Here is a 21,206-nt window from a genome sequence, read left to right on the forward strand (position 1 = left end):
TCCAGGCACACATCGCACCAGGCGTGGCTGGCCAGGTCGGGCTCGTTGGCGGCGTAGAAATAGCCGCTGACGTAACGTGCCGGGTAACCCAGGCTGCGGCAGATGGCGACCATGACGTGGGCCTGATCCTGGCAGACACCCGCGCCGGACTTGAAGGCTTCCAGCGCCGTAGTGGTCACGCTCGTGCTGTTTTTCAGGTAGCTCACCGCACCCGCAACGCCCTGGCTCAATGCCAGCAGGGCCGGCAGGCTTGCCCTGCCGTCAAGGCTCTGCGGGATAAAACGGCGGCCGAATTCGGCGAGTTCCCAGTGCGGTTCGGCCAGGTGTGTCGCGCGCAGAAAAAAGTACGGATGCGGCAGCGTCTCCGGGTCGTTGAACTCGGCCACGCCAAAGGTTTCCACGTCGCCGGCCGCGTTAACCAGGCTCCAGCGCACGTTGTCGGCATCCTTGCCAACGAAAGTGTAGGAGCTGATCGTGTTGCCGAAAGCATCGCGTTGGGTGAAGAGTTTTTCGGGGGCACCCAGGCTCCAGAAATTCACCGTCTGCGAGGGGCTGGACTGCGGCGTGAGCCACAGCGTCTGCAGCGCATAGCGCAGCGGCTCCGTGTACCGGTAGTCGGTGATGTGCCGTACGTGCAGCTTCATACTCGCGCAAATACTGAACCGGACGCACTACAGCCGCGCTGCAGCCTCGCCGCGAGAGAGATCTTGGCTAGCAGGGGCCGCGGAACCGGCTTTGCCGGGCCGCAGGCGCAGCGCCCCCTCGGGGGGCAGAGAGCTACGCGCAGCGAGCGAACGTGGGGGCTCAATGGGTGGCCGGCACCAAAAACTCGCGGCTGATGTGCGCGCCCAGCTCGTTGACCCGGTCCAGGAACTGCGTGAGGAAAGCGTGCAGGCCTGTTGCCAGGATTTCATCGATGCGTGCGTACTGCAGGTCGGCGCGCAGTTTGCCGGCGCGGCGCTGGGTTTCGCTGCTGGTGTCGCTGGTCACCATGGCAAGGTTGCTCATGACTTCGTTCAGGCAGGCCAGCAGGGAGCGCGGCATGTCGGCGCGCAGGATCAGCAGCTCGGCCACGCGCTCGGGTTTGATGACGTCGCGGTAGACCTTGCGGTAGACCTCAAAGCCCGAAACGCTGCGCAGGATGGCGCTCCAGTGGTAGAAGTCGTATTCCTGGTCTTTCTCGACAGCCATGCCGAGGAAGTCGTTCTGCACGGCGTGAAACTTTACATCCACCAGCCGCGCGGTGTTGTCGGCACGCTCAAGAAAGGTACCCAGCCTCAGGAAGTGGAAGGCTTCATCCTGCAGCATGGTGCCCAGCGTCACGCCGCGCGAGAGATGTGAGCGGAACTTGACCCACTCAAAAAACTGGCCGGGGTCACGCTCGAAGTCACCACTGCGCAGCATGCGGATGACTTCGAGGTAGGTCTGGTTTTGCGTTTCCCACACCTCGGTGGTCAGCGTACCGCGCACAGCGCGGGCGTTTTCACGGGCATTTTGCAGGCAGGAAATGATGCTGGACGAGTTTTTCTCGTCGCGCACCATGAAGTCCATGACCTCGCGCGGATTGATGGTGTTGCCGTACTTGGCGGCAAACGAGGGCTTGAGCTCGCTGATGCTGAGCAGGCCCTGCCAGCCGGCCTGCACCAGCGCATCGGATTGCGGCAGCAGCGAGGTCTGGTAGTTCACATCGAGCATGCGCGCGGTGTTCTCGGCGCGTTCGGTGTAGCGCGACATCCAGAAAAGGTGATCAGCGGTGCGAGATAACATTCTTTCTCCTTCCTAAGCCTCAAACACCGAAAGCGCTGGCGCGCTTTGCGTGTTTTGGTGACGACATCACAAGCGCTTCGCGCAATTGATGAGTCATCCCCGCGAATGCCTGCGGCATATCGCCGGCGCGCTCGGTGTAGCGCGACATCCAGAAAAGGTGGTCAGCGGTTCTAGACAACATGATTACGCTCCCCCCATTTTTGACGATGACTGCGATTGCGATTGGGACTGCGACGCCGCGGGCGACGATGGGCCTTCAAGAATCCAGGTGTCCTTGGTGCCGCCGCCCTGCGACGAATTGACCACCAGCGAGCCGTCTTTGAGCGCCACGCGCGTCAGGCCGCCCGGCACCATCTGCACTTCTTTACCGCTCAGCACAAAGGGCCGCAAGTCGATATGGCGCGGTGCAATGCCGCTTTCCACATACGTGGGGCAGGTCGACAGGCTCAGTGTTGGCTGGGCGATGTAGCCGGAAGGGTTGGCCAGCAAGGCCGCGCGGAACTCCTCGATCTCGGCCTTGGTCGACGCGGGCCCCACGAGCATGCCGTAACCGCCGGCGCCGTGCACTTCCTTGACGACCAGGTCTTTCAGGTTGGCCAGGGTGTACTGCAGGTCATCGTTGTTGCGGCACATGTAGGTCGGCACGTTTTTCAGGATGGGCTTTTCGCCGAGGTAGAACTCGATCATCTTGGGCACGTAGGGGTAAATCGACTTGTCGTCTGCCACGCCGGTGCCGATGGCGTTGCACAGCGAGACATTGCCGCTTCGGTACACATTGAGCAGGCCTGCACAACCCAGTGTGGAATTCGGCCGGAAGGCCAGCGGGTCAAGGAAGTCGTCGTCAACGCGGCGGTAGATCACGTCGACGCGTTTGGGGCCGCGTGTGGTGCGCATGTAGACGAAGTTGTCCTTGACGAAAAGGTCCTGCCCTTCAACCAGCTCGACGCCCATCTGCTGCGCCAGGAAGGCGTGCTCAAAGTAAGCAGAGTTGTACATGCCGGGTGTCAGCACCACCACCGTGGGCTCGGCCGTGGCAGGCGGCGCCATGCCGCGCAGGGTTTCGAGCAGCAGGTCGGGGTAATGCGCCACGGGCGCCACGCGGTTTTCGCTGAAAAGCTCGGGGAAAAGCCGCATCATCATCTTGCGGTCTTCCAGCATGTAGCTCACGCCGCTGGGCACACGCAGGTTGTCTTCGAGCACGTAATACTCGCCATTGCCCTGCGCGTCGGGTGCACGGACGATGTCGATGCCGCTGATGTGCGAATAGATATTGCCGGGTACATCAACGCCCATCATTTCGGGACGGAACTGCGCATTCTGGAATATCTGCTCGGACGGCACCACGCCGGCCTTGATGATTTCCTGGCCGTGATAAACGTCGTGGATGAATCGATTGAGAGCGGTAACCCGCTGCACCAGGCCTTTTTCCATGCTGGCCCATTCGTGGGCCGGGATGATGCGGGGAATCAGGTCAAAGGGAATCAGGCGTTCGGTGCCGGCGCCGTCTTCGTCCTTGGCCCCGTAAACCGCAAAAGTGATGCCGACCCGGCGGAAAATCATCTCAGCTTCGGCGCGGCGGGCCTGCATCACATCGGCAGGCTGCCGGGCCAGCCAACGCTGGTAACCCTGGTAATGCTCACGGACGCTGGACTCCGTGGCATTCATTTCGTCGAACATCGGTCGGCTCATTGGCTTGATCTCCAGCAAGTTATGCGCATGGCAATTGTTTTAACGTAGCTTAGCAAGTTATGCGCCAAGGCGGTGCGTCCGTGCATTTTTTTAACGTTCAGGCACATGATGCCAGTAGCGCCTGCCCTGCTCCCGCTGGCACAAAATCTCGTCGGGTCGAAGGCTTTGCCAGGTAGCGGCTCCGCACTGCGGCGACTTCACCAGGCGTACGCCGCGCGCCTCATAGCGCGCCACCACCGAGTCCACCGGGTGGCCAAAACGGTTCCGGTAACCGGACTGCACCACGGCCCACTGCGGCTTGACGGCATCGAGGAACACCGCGCTGGACGATGTTTTGCTGCCATGGTGCGGCACCAGCAGAAAGTCAGCCTTGAGGCTGGCGGGCACACCGGCCGCCAGCCGAAGCTCCTGCGGCGACTCGATGTCGCCGACCAGCAGGGCTGTCCGGTTGCTGCCTGCGATGCTGCTGGAGATGCGCAACACGCAGCTCATGGCATTCGACTTGTTGGCAACGTCGTAATCAGCGGCCGCAGGGTGCAGCACCTCAAACGCCACGCCGTCCCATTCCCAGCGCTGGCCGGCCGTGCAGCGGCTGGCCTTGCGCAGCGTTTGCAAGGGGTGCGAATCCTCAATAGAACTCACCAGTCCGGCTTCGGGCTGCATGGCCAGGACGGCTTGGGCGCCACCGATGTGGTCGATGTCGCGGTGGCTGATCATGAGCATGTCCAGCCGCTCGCCCAGCGCGCGGAGCAGCGGCACCAGCACGCGGTGCCCGGCATCACTTTCGCGCGAAAAGCGCGGGCCGGCGTCATACAGCAGCGTGTGGTTTGCCGTGCGCACCAGCACCGCGTTGCCCTGCCCGATGTCCGCGGCCAGCAACTCAAACTGCCCCGGTGCCACGCGGCCCGGTTGCCACAACAGCACCGGCAGCAACAAGGGAAGGCCCAGCGCACGGAAATAAAACGGCAAACGCGTGGCCAACAGGCCGCCGCCAGCCACGCCGGCGACAGCACACCACAGCGGCGCCGCTGCCACACTGACCGAGGCCAGCGGCCAGCTCGCCAGCCATTGCAAAAACACCGCCAGCCCGCCGACCGACCACGCCGCCAGTGACCACACCGGCGCCCACGCCACGCCCAGCATGGCCAGCGGCGTGATAAGCAGTGTGACTACCGGAATGGCCACCGCATTGGCCAACAGGCCCACCAGTGAAACCTGGTTAAACAGCAACAATGACAGTGGCGTCAGCGCCAGCGTAACGACCCATTGCTCCCGCATGGCACGCCCGATACTGTTCAGCCACTTGGGCCGACGCTGCCACCAGTGCCGGCCTTCAGGCCCGCTTTGCGAGCCTGATTGGGCTGCAGCCCTTTCCCCATGAGCGCGAGCAGCTCCTGAATCTGTAGCAAACAAGACGCCCACCGCCACAAAAGACAACCAGAACCCGGCCTGCATCAACGCCCACGGGTCCAGCGCCACCACCACAGCCATGGCCAGCAACCAGGTCTGCAGCCAGGGCCACTGCCTGCCACCCTGCCGCAGCAGGATCACGGTGGCCAGCATCCAGATGGTTCGCTGCGCAGGCACGCCCCAGCCAGAGAACAGCGCGTACAGCGTAGCCAGCAACAAGCCGCCCAAGGCACCTGCAGCGGCCGCCGGCAAGGCCAGGCACAGCCGCGGCGTCAAGCGTGCAGACCGCCGCCAGAGCCCGCCGATCAGCAGTGAGGCAGCCCAGGCAAACATCGTGATGTGAAGGCCCGAAATACTCATCAGGTGGGCTACGCCCGTGGCACGGAACACATCCCAGTCGGCGCGCTCAATGGCGGCCTGGTCGCCGACCACCAGCGCGGCAATCACACCGGCAAGCTGACGGTTTTCGATGCGCTGGAAAATCGCTTCGCGTACGGCTTGCCGGGCCTGCTCTATGGGGTGTTGCCAGCTGCTGGAGAGTTTGGCCGGCGGTGTGTCCCGCGGCCCGGTTCGCACATAGCCGGTGGCCTGTATGCCCTGCTCCCACAGCCAGAGTTCGTAGTCAAAACCAAAAGGGTTGCTGTTGCCGTGCGGCGCCTTGAGCCGAACCGTCATTTGCCAGCGTTCGCCGGCGCGCAGGGCTTGCGGTTGACGCTGCAGGGCCAGCGCTACCTCGAACGGGTCGGCGTCCTGCGCCGGCACGGCGGGTTCGCGACCGGCAAAGCCCGAATACCAGCCCAGCATGATGTGCGACGGCAAGGCGACGGCGCTGCCATTGAGCCGGGCAGATTCCACAGCCAAGCGAAAGCGCACGCCGTCTTCCCCCGGTTGCGGCATGGCCACCACCTGGCCTGTGACCTCGATATCGCGGCCCTCCAGCGCGGGGTTGAGCGCCGCAGACAGGAATACGCCGGCCCGCCAGCCTGTCACGCCCATACCGAGCAAGACTGCGAGGGCAAATGCCGAAACCACCCTGCCCCACGAAGGAAGGCGCAGCCTGCCAAAGCCCAGGTACAGGCCAGCCAGGGTGCCGGCCAGCAGCGCCAGGGCGGCGTAACCCTGCTGCGGCCACAACGCGGACTGCTGCAACTGCAGGGCAACACCTGCGATAAAACCGGCAAACACCGGCCCCGGGCTTGCCGCATGCGGCCGCACTCCGGCTGATACAGGTCGATTCAAACCTGCCTCCCTTTGACTTGTTTTTATGCGCTCACCGCTTTGAGCTTAACGGGAAAGCGGGGCAGCCAGCAGGCAGCAACGGTAAACAGCGTACCCACACCCCCAGAGATGAGAGGTATCGGGGGAAGACATCGGAGAGTAAAAAGAGATCACGTGGCGCAGCTCTTGCTTTCAGAAATGCCGTCAAATCCGGGTAAGCTGTTTACACGGCGTTCCTGAGACCGCAAGATGTGGCGGTCTGTTGAGCGTATTTTCCGAGGGTGTGGTTACACGCCCGTTCCTTTAAAAGCGAGGCTGCCTTGTCCATCCACGTCGCCCTGAGCCACATCACCCATTACAAATATGACCGTCTGGTCAAACTCGGCCCCCAGGTCGTCCGCCTGCGGCCTGCGCCGCACAGCCGCACACAGGTACTGTCGTATTCCCTCAGGGTTGAGCCCGCCGGCCACTTCATCAACTGGCAGCAGGACCCGTTTGCCAATTACCAGGCCCGGCTGGTGTTTCCCGAGCCGACGCGCGAGTTCAAGGTCACAGTGGACCTGGTCGTGGAAATGGCGGTGTTCAACCCGTTTGACTTCTTCCTGGAGCCCGCTGCCGAGGAATTCCCGTTTACCTACAACGCATTGCAGGCGCGCGAACTGGCGCCCTACCTGGCCACCCAGCCGGTGACGCCGCTGCTGAAACGCTACCTCGACAAAATCGACCGCACGCCCAAACGCACCATCGACTTCCTGGTGGGCCTGAACCAGGGCCTGCAGTCGGACATCAAGTACTCCATCCGCATGGAGCCCGGTGTGCAGACGCCCGAAGAAACCCTGCGCCTGGCTTGCGGCTCCTGCCGCGACACCGGCTGGCTGCTGGTGCAACTGCTGCGGCACATGGGCCTGGCCGCGCGCTTTGTCTCTGGTTACCTGATACAGCTGAAAGCCGACGTCAAGTCCATCGATGGGCCCAGTGGCGCCGAAGCCGACTTCACCGACCTGCACGCATGGTGCGAAGTCTTTCTGCCAGGCGCCGGCTGGGTGGGGCTGGATCCAACCTCCGGCCTGATGGCGGGTGAGGGTCACATTCCGCTGGCCTGCACGCCTGAACCGTCGAGCGCAGCCCCGGTCGAAGGCGGCGTCGATAAATCCGAAGTCGAGTTTGAGCACCACATGGCGGTGCAGCGCATTTACGAGTCACCACGCGTGACCAAACCCTATACCGAGGAGCAATGGCAGGAGGTGCTGGCACTCGGCGAAAAAGTCGACCAGGACCTGGCGGCCGGCGACGTGCGCCTCACCATGGGCGGCGAGCCGACCTTTGTGGCCACCACCGACCGCGACGCGGCCGAGTGGAACATCGACGCGCTGGGCCCGACCAAACGCGGCTATGCGACCGAGCTCGTGCAAAAGCTGCGCGCCGAATACGGCGAAGGCGGCTTCCTGCATTTCGGCCAGGGCAAGTGGTATCCGGGCGAGCAGCTGCCGCGCTGGGCGCTCAGCATTTTCTGGCGCAAGGACGGCCAGCCGATCTGGCAGAACCCGGACCTGTTTGCCGACGAACGCCAGCCCTGCAACTACACCAGCGCCGATGCGCAGCGCTTTGTGCAGACGCTGGCAGGCAAGCTGGGCCTGGCCACCACCTACATCACACCGGGCTATGAAGACACCTGGTACTACCTCTGGCGCGAGCGCCGCCTGCCGGTGAACGTGGACCCGTTTGATTCGAAGCTGGACGACGCGATGGAGCGCGAACGCCTGCGCCGTGTCTTCATGCAAGGCCTGGATTCGGTGGTGGGCTACGTGCTGCCGCTGCAGACCAAGGAACAGCTCAAGCAACGCAACGCCGGCGCATCGCCATCGCTGGTCGGGCCGAAGTGGACCACTGGCCCCTGGTTCTTCCGCGACGAGCGCATGTACCTGATGCCGGGCGATTCGCCCATGGGTTACCGCCTGCCGCTGGATTCGGTGCCTTGGGTGTCCAAGACCGACTACCCGTACATGATTGAGTCCGACCCGTTTGCCCCGAGGCAGGACTTGCCGGCAGCCTCGGCACTGGCGGCGCGCTACAACGGCAGCTTCAGCGCACCCAGTGGCGCCACACCGGCAGCCCCTTCGGCAGGCGGCAGCGCCAGTTCGCTGGCGCAGTACATGGCGCGCTACATGACGGGCAACACCGCGCTGTCGCAAGCCAGCCGCATCCTTCAGTTCCGCCCGCTGGGAAACAACGGAGCGAACGGTACCGACGGCTTGAATGGAAAACCGGCCGCAGCGGCAGCGCCGCCTGCCGACGACCGCGCACCCAAGCCCTTTGAATCGGCCGCCTGGCTCACGCGCACCGCGCTCTGCGTGGAGGTGCGCGACCCATCCCGCGCCAACGGCCCCAAAGACAAGCCCAAGGCCGACCCGGACAGCAAGGCCAATAAATCGGGCCGCGGCGAAACCGGTGCGATCTACGTCTTCATGCCGCCCATGGAAAGGCTCGAAGACTACCTCGACCTGCTGGCCGCAGTGGAAGCCACCGCGCAGTCGCTGGGCGTGAGCATCGTGCTCGAAGGCTATCCACCGCCGCGCGACCCACGCCTGAAAATGCTTCAGGTCACGCCGGACCCGGGCGTCATTGAGGTCAACATCCACCCGGCCTACAACTGGGGCGAGCTGGTAGAGCACACAGAGTTCCTTTACAAGATCGCGCATGAAACGCGCCTCTCGGCCGAGAAGTTCATGACCGACGGCCGGCACACCGGCACCGGCGGTGGCAACCACTTTGTGCTGGGCGGCGCAACGCCGGCCGACAGCCCCTTCCTGCGCAAGCCCGAGGTGCTGGGCAGCCTGATCGCCTACTGGCACAACCACCCGTCGCTGAGCTATCTGTTCTCGGGCATGTTCATCGGCCCGACCAGCCAGGCGCCGCGCGTGGACGAAGCCCGCAACGACCAGCTGTACGAGCTTGAGATCGCCCTGCGTGAGATCGAGAACAACCGCAAGAAATACGGCGCAGACATGCCGCCCTGGCTGGTGGACCGCACGCTGCGCAACATCCTGGTCGATGTCACCGGCAATACGCACCGCAGCGAGTTCTGCATCGACAAGATGTATTCGCCCGACTCCACCACCGGGCGCCTGGGCTTGCTGGAGCTGCGCGCGTTTGAAAWGCCGCCGCACGCGCGCATGAGCATCGCCCAGCAGCTGCTGCTGCGCGCGCTGGTGTCGCGCTTCTGGAACAAGCCTTACCACGGCCGCGTCACGCGCTGGGGCACCGAGCTGCACGACCGCTTCCTGCTGCCCGGCTTCATCCGCATGGACTTTGAAGATGTGCTCACCGAACTGCGCGAAGCCGGCTACGCCTTTGACATGGCCTGGTTCGAACCGCACTTTGAGTTCCGCTTCCCGCTGATCGGGCAGGTCAAAACCAACAGCATCGAGCTGACATTGCGCAGCGCGCTGGAGCCCTGGCATGTGATGGGCGAAGAAGGCTCGGCCGGCGGCACCGTACGTTATGTGGATTCGTCACTCGAGCGCATCGAAGTGCATGTGACGGGCTTGAACGACAACCGCTATGTCGTCACCGTCAACGGCCGCGCATTGCCGCTGCAAAGCACGGGCCGCGTCGGCGAGTATGTGGCAGGTGTGCGCTACAAGGCCTGGAACCCGCCTTCGGCCCTGCACCCATCGATTGGCGTGCATGCCCCGCTCACGTTTGACATCGTCGATACCTGGATGGAACGCTCGCTGGGCGGCTGCCAATACCATGTGGCGCACCCCGGCGGGCGCAGTTACGACACGCTGCCGGTCAATTCGTACGAAGCCGAAAGCCGCCGCCTCACGCGCTTTTTCCGCATGGGCCATACACCCGGCAAGATGCGGGTGGCGCCGGCCCAGCCCAGCCGGGAGTTCCCGTTCACGCTTGATTTGCGCTGAATCTGTGCCGGCAGTCGCCTGAGTGCCCGGAGGGCTCTCAGGCGAGAATGCCTCGTTCCTCCCGGCGACGCCTGTCTTATGGCTGCAACATTTGCATGCGCAGGCGGCATAAATAGCCATTTGGCCGCGCATTGAACCCGCCTTGAGCCTTGCAGGCGACAGGCCGCAGGCATACTTGCACCCACGTGGAAAATAACACCCAGTCACTTTTTGCCGCCCAGTCGCTTGAATCTCCCTGCGCCTTGGCCGCCGCGCTGGCGCCCCATGCGGCAGCGGGACATTTCGATGAACTGCGGGGCCGTGTGTCTGAAGGCCCGGCGCCCGTCGAGGCGGCCGCGCCGCAGCAACCCGCACTGCGCGCTGCCGGCAACGCTACACAACCCGCTGCCCCTCAAGCTGAGCGCCCGGCCGCCACTGACGACACACTTTCGCCGGACTGGACGCGGTTTTTCAATTTTCTCGGCAGCGACGGGTTCTACGACCTGAACCACCGCACCGCCAACCTGCGCCGCCAGATCCGCGACAACGGCGTGACCTACAACGTCTACGCCGACACCAATGGCCCGCAGCGGCCCTGGGCGCTTGATCTTTTTCCCATGATGGTGTCGGCTGCCGACTGGACGGAGATCGAGGCGGGCATCCAGCAGCGCGCCCGCCTGCTGGACCGCGTGATGGCCGACATCTACGGCCCGCAGGAGCTGCTCTCCAAGGGTCTGTTGCCCAGCGCACTGGTGCATGCCCACCCCGGTTACCTGCGCGGCATGCAGGGTGTGCAGCCGGCCGGCGGCACCTATCTGCACATCGCCGCCTTCGACATCGCGCACGGCCCCGACGGCCGCTGGTCGGTGGTGTCGCAGCGCACGCAGGCACCCTCGGGCCTCGGCTACCTGCTGGAAAACCGCCTGACGATTTCGCTGCTGTTTCCTGAAGCTTTCCGTGAGATGAAAGTCGAGCGGCTGGCTGCGTCGTACAAGGCACTGGTAGACGGCCTCAAGGCCATGAGCCCCACTGACCGCAACGAGGAAAGCCGCGTGGTGCTGCTGACCCCGGGGCCTTACAACGAAACCTATTTCGAGCATGCCTACCTGGCGCGCTTCCTGGGCCTGACGCTGGTCGAGGGCAGCGACCTGCTGGTGCGCGACGACAAGCTTTACCTGAAAACCCTGCGTGGCCTGGAACGGGTTCATGGGCTGCTCAAGCGCCTCGACGACGAATTCCTCGACCCGCTGGAATTGCGCTCCGACTCCACACTGGGCGTGCCCGGCCTGCTGCAGGTGATACGCACCGGCAATGTACTGGTGGTCAATACACCGGGGTCGGCCTTCCTCGAATCGAGCGCGCTGCTCGGTTTCCTGCCTGCGCTCTCCGAGCACCTGCTCGGCGAGACGCTGGCGCTGCCCTCGGTGGCCACCTGGTGGTGCGGCGAACAGGCGGTGATGCAGGACGTGCTGAGCCAGCTGAAGAATTCCGTGATCAAGCCGACCTATCCCGGCACAGGCATGGAATCCGTCATCGGCCACACGCTGTCGCGCCGGGCATTGGACGAATGGGCCGGCCGCATCGTGCGCCGCGGGGAAGACTTCACCGTGCAGGCTTACCTGCCGTTGCCGCAAACGCCAACCTGGCAGGGTGAGCGGATTTCCCCACGCTCGGCCATGCTGCGCGTGTTCGCGGTGGCGGACGGCAATGGCTCCTGGCAGGTGCTGCCCGGTGGGCTGGCGCGCCTGGCCGGCAAAAACGAAAACATGTCGTCCATGCAGCATGGCGGCAGCAGTGCCGATGTGTGGGTGCTGGGCGACGCGTCAGCCGCCAGGGCCACGGCCGAAYCCGGCGCCGCACCGCGCGCCGAGCAACCGGCCGCCTGGGCCGCTGCCCCGCTGCGCCACCGACCGCCCGTGACAAGCCGTGCAGCCGAAAACCTTTTCTGGCTGGGCCGCTACACCGAGCGCGCCGAAAACTCCACGCGCCTGGCGCAGATCACGCTGCAATGCCTGGGCGGCGAAGACCAGACCTCGCAACCGCTGCTGGCCTGGCTGACCAGCATGGCGGTCGGCAACGCGCTGGTGCTGGACACGGTGCCCCCCGCCACGCATGCGCGGCGCGTCTTCGAGCGCGCCCTGATCGCCAACCTGGCCGACACCGAACAGGCCGCCAGCGTGGGCTACAACCTGCGGGCACTCAAGAGTGCGGCCTCGGCCGTGCGTGAGCGCCTGTCGCAGGAACAGTGGCACATGATCGTGCGCACCGAGACCGATTTTTTCCAGCGCTGCTCGGCGTTCAGCGCCGTGGGCCAGACCCAGAGCCAGGGAGGCCAGAGTCAGACCCAGAGCCAGTACCTGCTTGAATACTCCTCCGTCGAGGCGCTGCGCGCGCTCGAATCGGCCAGCGGCTTCCTCTCGGCCATGACGGGAGCGCAAACCGACCGCATGACCCGCGACGACGGCTGGCGCCTCCTGAGCGTGGGCCGCCTGATCGAGCGGCTCAACACCCTGGCCGGCGCGCTGGCACGCGGTTTTGAAACCGGCTCGGTGTTCGAAGAGGGCGGCTTCAATGCCATGGTGGCGCTGTTCGACAGCACCATCACCTTCCATGCGCAGTACCAGCAGCGCCGCGACATTCCGGCCCTGCTCGATCTGCTGGTGCTGGACCGCGACAATCCGCGCTCCCTCGGCTGGGTGGTACAGACGCTGCGCGGGCGCCTGGCCAAACTTGCGGGCAGTGCGCCGGGCGACATGCCCGACCTCGCCATGGAACTGCCCGACCCCGGCAGCTGGGCGCTGGCCGATTTGTGCCAGGAGGCTCAGGCTAGCGCCAGCGATGACGAAAATGAAAACAGTGGGCAGCACGACGGCCGGCTGGTGCAGCTGCTTGAGCAATGCTGCGATGCCGCGCTGGATCTGTCGGACACCCTGAGCCGCCGCTACTTCAGCCACGCCGCTTCTGCCAGCCAGAGCCTGGGCGCCTGAGCTCCGGGAGTCTTTCCGTGCTGCTTCACGTCGTCCACGAAACCCGCTACCGCTATGCCCCGGCCGTGGAAAACGCGCACCATGTGGTACACCTAAAGCCCGCCAGCCGAAACGGCCAGACGCTGCTGGACTATGCCCTGCGGATCAATCCGGAACCAGTCCAGCTGCGCGAAGCCGTCGATGTCTACGGCAACACACGCACCTATTTTTCCCTGCAGGCGGCGCACGAGAGCCTGACCGTGGTGGCCGACAGCATCGTCTCCACGTCGTCCCTCAATCCGCTGCAGTCTGAGGCGTCCCTGGCCGCCGGCAAGCCGGCATCGCCCGCCTGGGAGCAGGTGCGCGAACAGTTCCGTTACCGGGCCGGTGCGGCCTATGACAGCGCCTCCGAATTCCTCTTCGCCTCGCCCTACGTTCCGCGCGACGACGCCTTCATCGAATTTGCCCGGCCCAGCTTCCTGCCGGGCAGGCCGTTGCCGGAAGCAGCGCGCGACCTGATGGAACGCATCCACACCACCATGACCTACGAGAGCGAGAGCACCGAAGTCAGCACGCCGGCGCTTGAGGCGCTCAAGCTGGGCAAGGGCGTCTGCCAGGATTTCGCACACATCATGGTGGCCTGCTGCCGCGCCATGGGCCTGCCTGCGCGTTATGTGAGCGGCTACCTTCTCACCACCCCGCCGCCCGGCCAGCCACGGTTGGTCGGCAGCGATGCCTCACATGCCTGGGCCTCGGTGTATTGCCCGGGCCTGGGCACCTGGCTCGACTTTGACCCGACGAACAACCGCGCGCCGGGCGAAGACTACGTCACCCTGGCCATTGGCCGCGACTTCCTGGATGTATCKCCCATGCGCGGTGTGATTCGCGGCGGCGCGCAGCACATCCTCGACGTGGCCGTTACGGTCGAACCGGTGGCGAGCGCCGGGAGCTGACCGGGTTTCGCGAGGTCGGCGGCTCCTCCAGCAGCGAACCCTCAGGCAGGCTGCGCGCCAGGCAACGCCGGCACAGGCTCACAAATTCCTGCACGGCGCCCGACTGGGCCTGGCGCGGCTTGAAAGCCAGCAAGGCCCGGAACGACACATCAGCCGCCAGCGGAACGCTGCGCAGGCCCAGCGCCACATGTTCACGCGCCACCAGCGGATTGGTAACTGCCAGCCCGGCCCCGGCCAGCACCAGCGAACACTGCGTTGCGCTGTAAGGCGTTTCAATCACAAAGCGCGGCTGCACACCCGCCTGTGCGAACGCGGCTTCCAGCCGGCGCTGGGCCGTATCCGAGGCAGACAGGCCGACCAGCGGCACTTCTGCGAGATCCCTGGGCTGCAGGACCTGCTTGCGAGCGAGCGGGTGGGCCGCGGGCATGACGCACACCGCGGGCACCTGGTAAAAAAGCGAGGACACCAGGCCACTGGTGTCCGCCTCGTCGCCCAGGAAAGCCAGGTCCACCGCCCCCTGGAACAAGGCCTCACGCAGCACCTTCGAGCTGTCGACCAGCAGCAGGCAACGCGTGCGCGGGTAGCTTCGCTGAAACTCGGCAAGCGCCCAGGGCATCACGCTGGCAGCCATAGCATGCAGTGAACCGATGCGCAGCACGGTGTCCTCATGCGACTGCAGGGCCACGATTTTTCGCTGCACGGCCTCGAGGCCTTCGTAGACCCGCTCGACCTCTTCCATCAGCGCGTGCGCCTCCGGCGTGGGCGTCAGCTTGCCTTTGGGCCTGTCAAACAGCTTGAGCCCGGCGCGCGCTTCGAGCTGCTGCAGCAGCTGCGTGACGGCCGGCTGGCTCACGTGCAGCGCCGCCGCCGCGCGGTTGGCGGTGCCCAGCCGCATGACCATGCGGAACACTTCAATCTGACGTGCACTGGCTTCGGCCATGGCGGTTTCCTATAAGTTTTACTTATTTTAAATCGCAAACATGCGATGCATGAGAGCCCATCGTCTTCGTACCATCTGCCCATGAATTCTGTTTCCCCCGAATCCTTTCCAAACCCTGCGGCATGGAACGCCATCAGCCGCAACCCCCGACTGATGAGGCTGCGGTGCATCCTCTGCGCCCGTGAATACCCGCTGCAAGATTTACCCGCCGGCTGTCCGCACTGCGCGGCACAGGGCACGCCCGCCAGCCTGGAAGCCGTTTACACCGGGTTGCCCCAAACACTGAAAACAGCCAGCACAGGTTATAAGTGGGGCGACTGGCTGCCCTACACCCGCGGCGTTTCCCTGGGTGAAGGCAACACGCCTTGCCTGGACCTGCCGCGCCTGGCGCGCGAGCTTGGCCTGTGCCAGCTCAGCGCCAAGCATGAGGGCATGAACCCCACTGGCTCGCACAAAGACCGCATGTCGGCACAGGCCGTCAGCCGGGCGCTGGACGCAGGCGCGCAGACCGTGGTGCTGGCCTCCAGCGGCAACGCAGCAGTTTCGGCAGCAGCCTATTGCGCCGCGGCCGGGCTGCCCTGCGAAATCGCCACCTACCGCGACATGCCGGCGCCCTTCGCGCGGGCCCTCCATCACCTGGGCGCCCGGCGCATGGAGTTCGACCACGGCTTTGAGCGCTGGAACCATGTACGACGGCGGGTCGAGCAGGACGGGGCCTTTGCCCTCACCAACTACAGCGTGCCGGCGGTCGGCAGCCCTGCTTTTGGCGTGGAAGGCTACCGCGCCGTGGCGCTCGAATTTGTCGCTGGCGGCTGCGTGCCGGACCACGTGTTGGTCCCCACCGCCCGTGGCGACCTGCTCTGGGGCATTTACAGCGCACTGCGTGATTTGCACCGGGCGGGACTCATTGGGCACATGCCCAGGTTATGGGCCGTTGAGCCGTTCCCCCGCCTTTCCCGTGTGCTCGAGGGCGCGCCGCTGCAGTCGGAATTCAACGGCCAGACGACGCAGTTTTCGACAGGCGGCAGCACCGTCACGCTGCAACAGCAACTGGCCGTGCAGCAGTCGGGCGGCGGCGCCGTGGTCATTGATGACGCCGGCGCCATCCAGGGCAGCGCCCGGCTCGCGGCGCAAGGCCTGTGGGTGGAGCTTTGCGCCGGCGCCTGCCTCAGTGCGCTGGCCCGCCTGCGCGCACTTGGCCAAGTGCAGGCATCAGAACACGCGTTGCTGCTGCTCACGGCCAAAGGCGACCGTGACACCTTTAACCCCATCCCTTGACCGCACGCCCCCTTTTCTTCAGCCCGCAAAGGAAATTTCACCGTGAAGACCCGACTGCTCACCACCCTGCTTCTGGCCTGCGCCACTCTGGCGGGAACCGCCCATGCCGCCTACCCCGACAAACCCATCCGCCTCATCGTGCCTTGGGCGCCGGGCGGCAGCACCGACGCCATCGCCCGCGCGATTGCCCAGCGCATGGGCGAGACCATGGGGCAAAGCGTGGTGGTCGACAACCGCTCCGGCGCTTCCGGGCGCATCGGCACCGAAGCCGCGGCCAAGGCCGCGCCCGACGGCTACACCTTCGCCATCGTCGAGCTGCCGCATGCGATTGCGCCGGCCGTGTTCAACAAGATGCCCTACGACCTGCTGCGCGACTTCACGCCGGTGTCCATGGTCGGCACCTCGCCGCTGCTGCTGCTTGCCGGCGGCGCGCAGTACAAGAATGGCGACATCAAGGGCTTCCTCAAAAACTACCGGAGCAGCAAGGTGCCGCTGGCGCTGGCCCACAGCGGCAATGGCTCCATCAGCCACCTCTCCAGCGAACTGTTCGCCAGCGCCACCGGGATCAAGGTCAACGCCATTCCCTATCGCGGCTCTGCGCCCGCGCTCACCGATGTTGCGGCCGGCCAGGTGGACGCGCATTTCGCCACGCTGGCCAGCGGCAGTTCGCTGCTCGGCGCGAACAGGATCTCTGCCTTGATGGTGACCGGCAATGCGCGCCTCGCCGCCCTGCCCGGCGTACCGACCGCGCACGAAGCCGGCATTGAGGGCATGCAGTTCAACCAGTGGTGGGCATTGGTGGCGCCGGCCACCACGCCGATCGAGATCGTCGAGCGGCTGCGCAGCGAAGCGGTGGCGGCGCTGGCGCACCCTTCCACACGCGAGCGCCTTACCACCCTGGGCATTGACCTGAAAGGCTCGACACGCGACGAACTGCGTGCCTTCATGCGCAACGAAGTAGACCGCTGGGGTGCTGTGGTGCGAAAGGCCGGCATCAAGCCTGAATAAGGCGCGGATGCAAAGGCGAAGCGGCGGGGACAAACGTGTCTACACCGCCGCTCCATCAATTCCTTTCATGACCCCGAAGGCCTGCCGGACCCGGGCGCCGCCCTACAATTCCTGCACTGCCAGCCGGCCGCGCCGCTTTACCCGCTATCAAAACCATAGCTGCTCGCGCTCATCCCCATTGGGCTGGAACCATTTTTCTTCACCAAAAGGACCACCATGAGCGCCTACGACAAGCTGAAAGCACTGAACATCACCCTGCCCACCGTGGCAACGCCGCTGGCCGCTTACCTGCCCTTCGTGCAGACCGGCAACCTGGTGTTCCTGAGCGGCCATATCGCCAAGAAGGACGGCAAGCCCCTCGTCGGCCAGCTCGGCAAGAACATGACCACAGAAGAAGGCAAGGCCGCCGCGCGCTCGGTCGCCATCGACCTGATGGGCACACTCGAAGCCGCCGTCGGCCTGGGCAAGGTCAAGCGCATCGTCAAGCTCATGAGCCTGGTCAACTCGACCGGTGACTACACCGAGCAGCACCTGGTGACCAACGGCGCAAGCGAACTCTTCGCTGAAATCTTCGGCGACGCCGGCAAGCATGCGCGCAGCGCGTTTGGCGTGGCGCAAGTGCCTATGGGCGCCTGCGTCGAGATCGACCTGGTGGCTGAAGTCGAATAAGCCGGCTACGCAGCGCCCGCAATGACTGTAGGGCCGACGCAGCGGCGACAAGCGCTATCCGGCGGCCCGGCTTAAACTCTTGATGCTCCGGCCATTTCGCCGGGGCAGCGTTCTCAGGGCGGGGCGAAATTCCCCACCGGCGGTGTTTGCAGGCAACTGCATCAGCCCGCGAGCGCCTTATTGCGGTGATTCACACGGCAACAAGGGTCAGCAGATTCGGTTTAATTCCGAAGCCGACGGTCACAGTCCGGATGAAAGAGAGCGCGATGCAAACGGCCGTGCCGTGGGCGGCGTTTTGCCGGCGTGGAGTTTTTCCGCCCGGCGAGGCGGGCGCCCGCGCGCTGCCGCAGGCTCGTGCGCCCTGATTCTGGTAACACCTCAATAAAGGCCATCCATGAGTCAGTCAACCAAGTCCCCAGCTTCCTCCACCCAATCTGGCGGCACATCCAACAAGGCGCGTTTCGCCTTTATCCAGTCGTCCTGGCACGAAGACATCGTCGACCAGGGCCGCGGCGCCTTCCTGGCCGAGATGGCCCGGCAAGGCGTGGGCGCCGAATCCATCGACACATTTGAAGTGCCCGGCGCGTTTGAAATTCCCCTGCACGCCAAAAAACTCGCGCAGTCGGGCCGTTATGCGGGCGTGGTCTGCTGCGGGTTGGTCGTAGATGGCGGCATCTACCGCCATGAGTTTGTGGCGGATGCGGTGATCAGTGCACTGATGGGCATCCAGCTGGAGACTGGCGTTCCGGTGTTTTCAGCGGTGCTGACGCCGCAGCATTTTCATGAGCACGACGAACACCGCAAGTTCTTCACGGCGCATTTCGTGACCAAGGGCAAGGAAGTCGCGCAAGCCTGCCTGGAGACGGTAGCGGGCCTGAAAAAGCTTGACATGCTGCTGGCGGCCTGATGGCCCGATAGCTGGCCAGACTGGCAAGCGCAACTCCGCTATTAAATCAATAGCTGCTTGCGCCCGCCAATCAAGGCTCTCTGGCAGTTTTTACTCAACGCGAGCGATGCCGGTGGGTTTGAAGCCCAGGTCGGCCGCCTTGCCCTTGCGCGCGCGTGCGGCACGGGCATTGTTCAGGCTGCGGATTTCCAGCGTCTCTTCGCGCGCCTTGCCGCCGCGGCCAATGCCTTCGATCTTCACACTGCGCGTGTAAGCAGCTGCACCGGCCAGGGTGTCCTTGGCTTCGAGATCAATCAGCATCAGGCCACGCCCGCCGGCGGCCTGCATCTTGAGCTCGCCGATTTCAAAGGTCAGGATGCGGCCCCCGGTGGAGGCGCAGGCCACATGCGTCGCGGGAACCAATGGCACGGCGCCACTGTTGAAGGCCGCGTGCGACGGCCTGCAAATGGTTTCGCCTTCAGCGCAGCTGATAAAGGCCTTGCCGGCTTTAAGGCGCGATGTCATGTTCTCGACCGTCGCGAGGAAGCCGTAGCCGCCGCTGGCGCTGAGCAGCAATGCGGCGTTGGACGGTCCCGCAAAGTAGTGCACCAGTTGCGTACCCGACTCCAGGTCAATCAAGGTGGTGAGCGGCTGGCCGTCGCCGCGCGCGCCGGGCAGCAATGACACCGGCACCGAATAAATGCGGCCGCGCGATCCGAAGGCCAGCAGTGTGTCGATGGTGCGGCATTCAAAGGTGCCGTACAGCCCGTCGCCGGCCTTGAAGGCAAATCCCGCCGGGTCATGTCCGTGGCCGTTGCGTGCGCGCACCCAGCCCTTGTCGCTGATGACCACAGTCACCGGTTCGTCGAGCACCTTGACTTCGAGTACGGCCTTTTTCTCGGCCTGGATCAGCGTGCGGCGCGTATCGGCGAATTGTTTGGCGTCGGCCTCAATTTCCTTGACCAGCAGGCGGCGGAGCGCCGCCGGACTGCCGAGGATTTCCTCGAGCTTGCCCTGCTCTTCACGCAGGGTCTTGAGCTCCTGCTCGATCTTGATGGCTTCGAGCCGTGCGAGCTGGCGCAGACGGATATCGAGAATGTCATCGGCCTGGATCTCGGTGAGCTTGAAGCGCGCAATCAGCGCCAGTTTGGGCTCTTCCGACTGGCGGATGATGGCGATCACCTCGTCGATGTTGAGCAGCACCAGCTGGCGGCCCTCGAGGATGTGGATGCGTGCCAGCAACTTGTCGAGGCGGAATTGTGAACGGCGCTGTACCGTTGTCTGACGGAACTCGATCCACTCCAGCAGCATCTGCCGCAGGTTTTTCTGCGTGGGCTTGCCGTCCAGCCCGACCATGGTCAGGTTGATGGATGAGGAACTTTCCAGGCTGGTGTTGGCCAACAGGGTGTTGATGAGTTCCGACTGGCTGATCTTGCTGGTCTTGGGCTCGAACACCAGGCGCACGGCGGCGTCCTTGCTGGATTCGTCGCGCACCACGTCGAGCACAGCCAGGATGGTCTGCTTGAGCTGCACCTGGTCCTGGCTCAGCGCCTTTTTGCCGGTCTTGATTTTCGGGTTGGTGAGCTCTTCGATTTCCTCGAGCACGCGCTGGGTGCTGACGCCGGGCGGCAGTTCCTGCACCACCAGCTGCCATTGGCCGCGCGCCAGTTCTTCAATCTTCCAGCGCGCGCGCACCTTGAGCGAACCGCGGCCTGTGTTGTAAGCCGCCGCGATTTCCGCGCTGCTGGAAATGATCTGGCCGCCGCCCGGGTAATCGGGCCCGGCGATCAGCGTGTACAACTCCTCGTCGCTGAGCTTGGGGGTCTTGATGAGCGCCACACAGGCGTCGGCCACTTCGCGCAGATTGTGACTGGGGATTTCGGTAGCCAGGCCTACGGCAATGCCGCTGGCACCGTTGAGCAACGCAAACGGCAGGCGTGCCGGCAGCAGCTTGGGTTCCTCTGTCGTGCCGTCATAGTTCGGCATGAAATTGACTGTGCCCTCGTCAATTTCGTCGAGCAGCAGGCGCGCGATCGGACTAAGGCGCGCCTCGGTATAACGCATCGCAGCGGCGCCGTCACCGTCACGGCTGCCGAAATTTCCCTGGCCGTCGATCAGTGGATAGCGCAGGCTGAAATCCTGCGCCATCCGCACCAGCGCATCGTAAGCAGCAGTATCACCATGTGGGTGGAAATTGCCCAGCACGTCGCCGACGACCTTGGCGCTTTTGCGCGCCTTCGGACCCGCAGGCGCAGCATTCGTGAACGACAGGCCCATCCGGTGCATCGCGTAGAGGATGCGGCGCTGCACCGGCTTCTGGCCGTCGCAAATGTCAGGCAAGGCGCGGCCCTTGACAACGCTGAGCGCATATTCAAGGTAAGCCCGCTGCGCGTACGCAGCCAGGGAATCCTGGTCGGCGGGTTCGGGAATAGGGGCTACTGCGTCCGGTGTAAAGAGATCATCCATCGTGAATTTGGCTTGGGGCTGGGTCAAGTTATGCCGGTCCGGTGCGTACAGACG

The 21,206-nt window shown here is 64.6% G+C and carries 14 protein-coding genes and 1 riboswitch; of the genes, 7 read left to right on the plus strand and 7 right to left on the minus strand.

Annotated elements, in window-relative coordinates; translation table 11 throughout:
- The 5 genes from AC1D0Z_RS07920 to AC1D0Z_RS07940 all read right to left on the minus strand — a co-directional run.
- A partial coding sequence (locus tag AC1D0Z_RS07920) for a transglutaminase family protein (protein WP_477657701.1) occupies positions 1 to 644 on the minus strand: 644 nt, incomplete at its 3' end.
- Between the two features lie 160 nt (positions 645 to 804).
- Positions 805 to 1,767, minus strand: coding sequence for an alpha-E domain-containing protein (locus tag AC1D0Z_RS07925; protein ID WP_477657702.1), 963 nt, complete (start codon positions 1,765 to 1,767; stop codon positions 805 to 807).
- A 19-nt stretch (positions 1,768 to 1,786) separates the two neighbouring features.
- Positions 1,787 to 1,948 carry an alpha-E domain-containing protein gene (locus AC1D0Z_RS07930; protein ID WP_477657703.1) on the minus strand — a complete coding sequence of 54 codons (162 nt, stop codon included), beginning with the start codon at positions 1,946 to 1,948 and terminating at the stop codon, positions 1,787 to 1,789.
- 2 nt (positions 1,949 to 1,950) lie between these two features.
- Positions 1,951 to 3,456: a circularly permuted type 2 ATP-grasp protein gene (locus AC1D0Z_RS07935; protein ID WP_477657704.1), complete on the minus strand. Its 1,506-nt coding sequence runs from the start codon at positions 3,454 to 3,456 to the stop codon at positions 1,951 to 1,953.
- A 90-nt stretch (positions 3,457 to 3,546) separates the two neighbouring features.
- Entirely contained in the window at positions 3,547 to 6,105 is a 2,559-nt protein-coding gene (locus AC1D0Z_RS07940) for a DNA internalization-related competence protein ComEC/Rec2 (RefSeq protein ID WP_477657705.1), read from the minus strand.
- 299 nt (positions 6,106 to 6,404) lie between these two features.
- On the opposite strand from AC1D0Z_RS07940, the gene AC1D0Z_RS07945 reads away from it, so the two are divergent.
- The 3 genes from AC1D0Z_RS07945 (at position 6,405) to AC1D0Z_RS07955 (ending at position 13,905) form a co-directional block, all read left to right on the plus strand.
- Positions 6,405 to 10,007 carry a transglutaminase family protein gene (locus AC1D0Z_RS07945; RefSeq protein ID WP_477657706.1) on the plus strand — a complete coding sequence of 1,201 codons (3,603 nt, stop codon included), beginning with the start codon at positions 6,405 to 6,407 and terminating at the stop codon, positions 10,005 to 10,007.
- Between the two features lie 185 nt (positions 10,008 to 10,192).
- Positions 10,193 to 12,973 (plus strand): circularly permuted type 2 ATP-grasp protein, encoded by a 2,781-nt coding sequence (locus tag AC1D0Z_RS07950; protein ID WP_477657707.1) that lies wholly within the window; start codon positions 10,193 to 10,195, stop codon positions 12,971 to 12,973.
- Between the two features lie 17 nt (positions 12,974 to 12,990).
- Positions 12,991 to 13,905: a transglutaminase family protein gene (locus AC1D0Z_RS07955; protein ID WP_477657708.1), complete on the plus strand. Its 915-nt coding sequence runs from the start codon at positions 12,991 to 12,993 to the stop codon at positions 13,903 to 13,905.
- On the opposite strand, the gene AC1D0Z_RS07960 is transcribed toward AC1D0Z_RS07955, so the two are convergent.
- Positions 13,871 to 14,845 carry a LysR substrate-binding domain-containing protein gene (locus AC1D0Z_RS07960; RefSeq protein WP_477657709.1) on the minus strand — a complete coding sequence of 325 codons (975 nt, stop codon included), beginning with the start codon at positions 14,843 to 14,845 and terminating at the stop codon, positions 13,871 to 13,873. The two genes, AC1D0Z_RS07955 and AC1D0Z_RS07960, sit on opposite strands and share 35 nt — an antisense overlap.
- An 81-nt stretch (positions 14,846 to 14,926) precedes the next feature.
- Between AC1D0Z_RS07960 and AC1D0Z_RS07965 the strand changes: the two genes are divergently transcribed.
- From AC1D0Z_RS07965 to AC1D0Z_RS07980, 4 genes are all read left to right on the plus strand, one after another.
- The gene (locus tag AC1D0Z_RS07965) at positions 14,927 to 16,123 is read left to right on the plus strand and encodes a pyridoxal-phosphate dependent enzyme (RefSeq protein ID WP_477657710.1); all 1,197 of its coding nucleotides are present in this window, start codon (positions 14,927 to 14,929) and stop codon (positions 16,121 to 16,123) included.
- A 42-nt stretch (positions 16,124 to 16,165) separates the two neighbouring features.
- On the plus strand, positions 16,166 to 17,131 hold the full coding sequence (locus AC1D0Z_RS07970; RefSeq protein WP_477657711.1) for a tripartite tricarboxylate transporter substrate binding protein: 966 nt from the start codon (positions 16,166 to 16,168) through the stop codon (positions 17,129 to 17,131).
- Between the two features lie 216 nt (positions 17,132 to 17,347).
- Entirely contained in the window at positions 17,348 to 17,800 is a 453-nt protein-coding gene (locus AC1D0Z_RS07975; protein WP_477657712.1) for a RidA family protein, read from the plus strand.
- Positions 17,801 to 17,905: 105 nt separating this feature from the next.
- Positions 17,906 to 18,067: riboswitch (FMN riboswitch) on the plus strand.
- Between the two features lie 127 nt (positions 18,068 to 18,194).
- Positions 18,195 to 18,707, plus strand: coding sequence for a 6,7-dimethyl-8-ribityllumazine synthase (locus AC1D0Z_RS07980; protein WP_477657713.1), 513 nt, complete (start codon positions 18,195 to 18,197; stop codon positions 18,705 to 18,707).
- A 90-nt stretch (positions 18,708 to 18,797) separates the two neighbouring features.
- On the opposite strand, the gene parC is transcribed toward AC1D0Z_RS07980, so the two are convergent.
- Positions 18,798 to 21,152: a DNA topoisomerase IV subunit A gene (gene parC / locus AC1D0Z_RS07985; protein ID WP_477657714.1), complete on the minus strand. Its 2,355-nt coding sequence runs from the start codon at positions 21,150 to 21,152 to the stop codon at positions 18,798 to 18,800.
- Positions 21,153 to 21,206: the final 54 nt, after the last annotated feature.

It is taken from the genome of Polaromonas sp. P1_E3 (genome assembly GCF_056405935.1).

What these genes read in the sequence shown, in the direction of transcription:
- AC1D0Z_RS07925 (WP_477657702.1), bottom strand. Translation starts at nt 1,767, where the DNA reads ATGTTATCTCGCACCGCTGATCACCTTTTCTGGATGTCGCGCTACACC.
- AC1D0Z_RS07930 (WP_477657703.1), bottom strand. Translation starts at nt 1,948, where the DNA reads ATGTTGTCTAGAACCGCTGACCACCTTTTCTGGATGTCGCGCTACACC.
- AC1D0Z_RS07935 (WP_477657704.1), bottom strand. Translation starts at nt 3,456, where the DNA reads ATGAGCCGACCGATGTTCGACGAAATGAATGCCACGGAGTCCAGCGTC.
- AC1D0Z_RS07960 (WP_477657709.1), bottom strand. Translation starts at nt 14,845, where the DNA reads ATGGCCGAAGCCAGTGCACGTCAGATTGAAGTGTTCCGCATGGTCATG.
- AC1D0Z_RS07965 (WP_477657710.1), top strand. Translation starts at nt 14,927, where the DNA reads ATGAATTCTGTTTCCCCCGAATCCTTTCCAAACCCTGCGGCATGGAAC.
- AC1D0Z_RS07975 (WP_477657712.1), top strand. Translation starts at nt 17,348, where the DNA reads ATGAGCGCCTACGACAAGCTGAAAGCACTGAACATCACCCTGCCCACC.
- AC1D0Z_RS07980 (WP_477657713.1), top strand. Translation starts at nt 18,195, where the DNA reads ATGAGTCAGTCAACCAAGTCCCCAGCTTCCTCCACCCAATCTGGCGGC.
- parC (WP_477657714.1), bottom strand. Translation starts at nt 21,152, where the DNA reads ATGGATGATCTCTTTACACCGGACGCAGTAGCCCCTATTCCCGAACCC.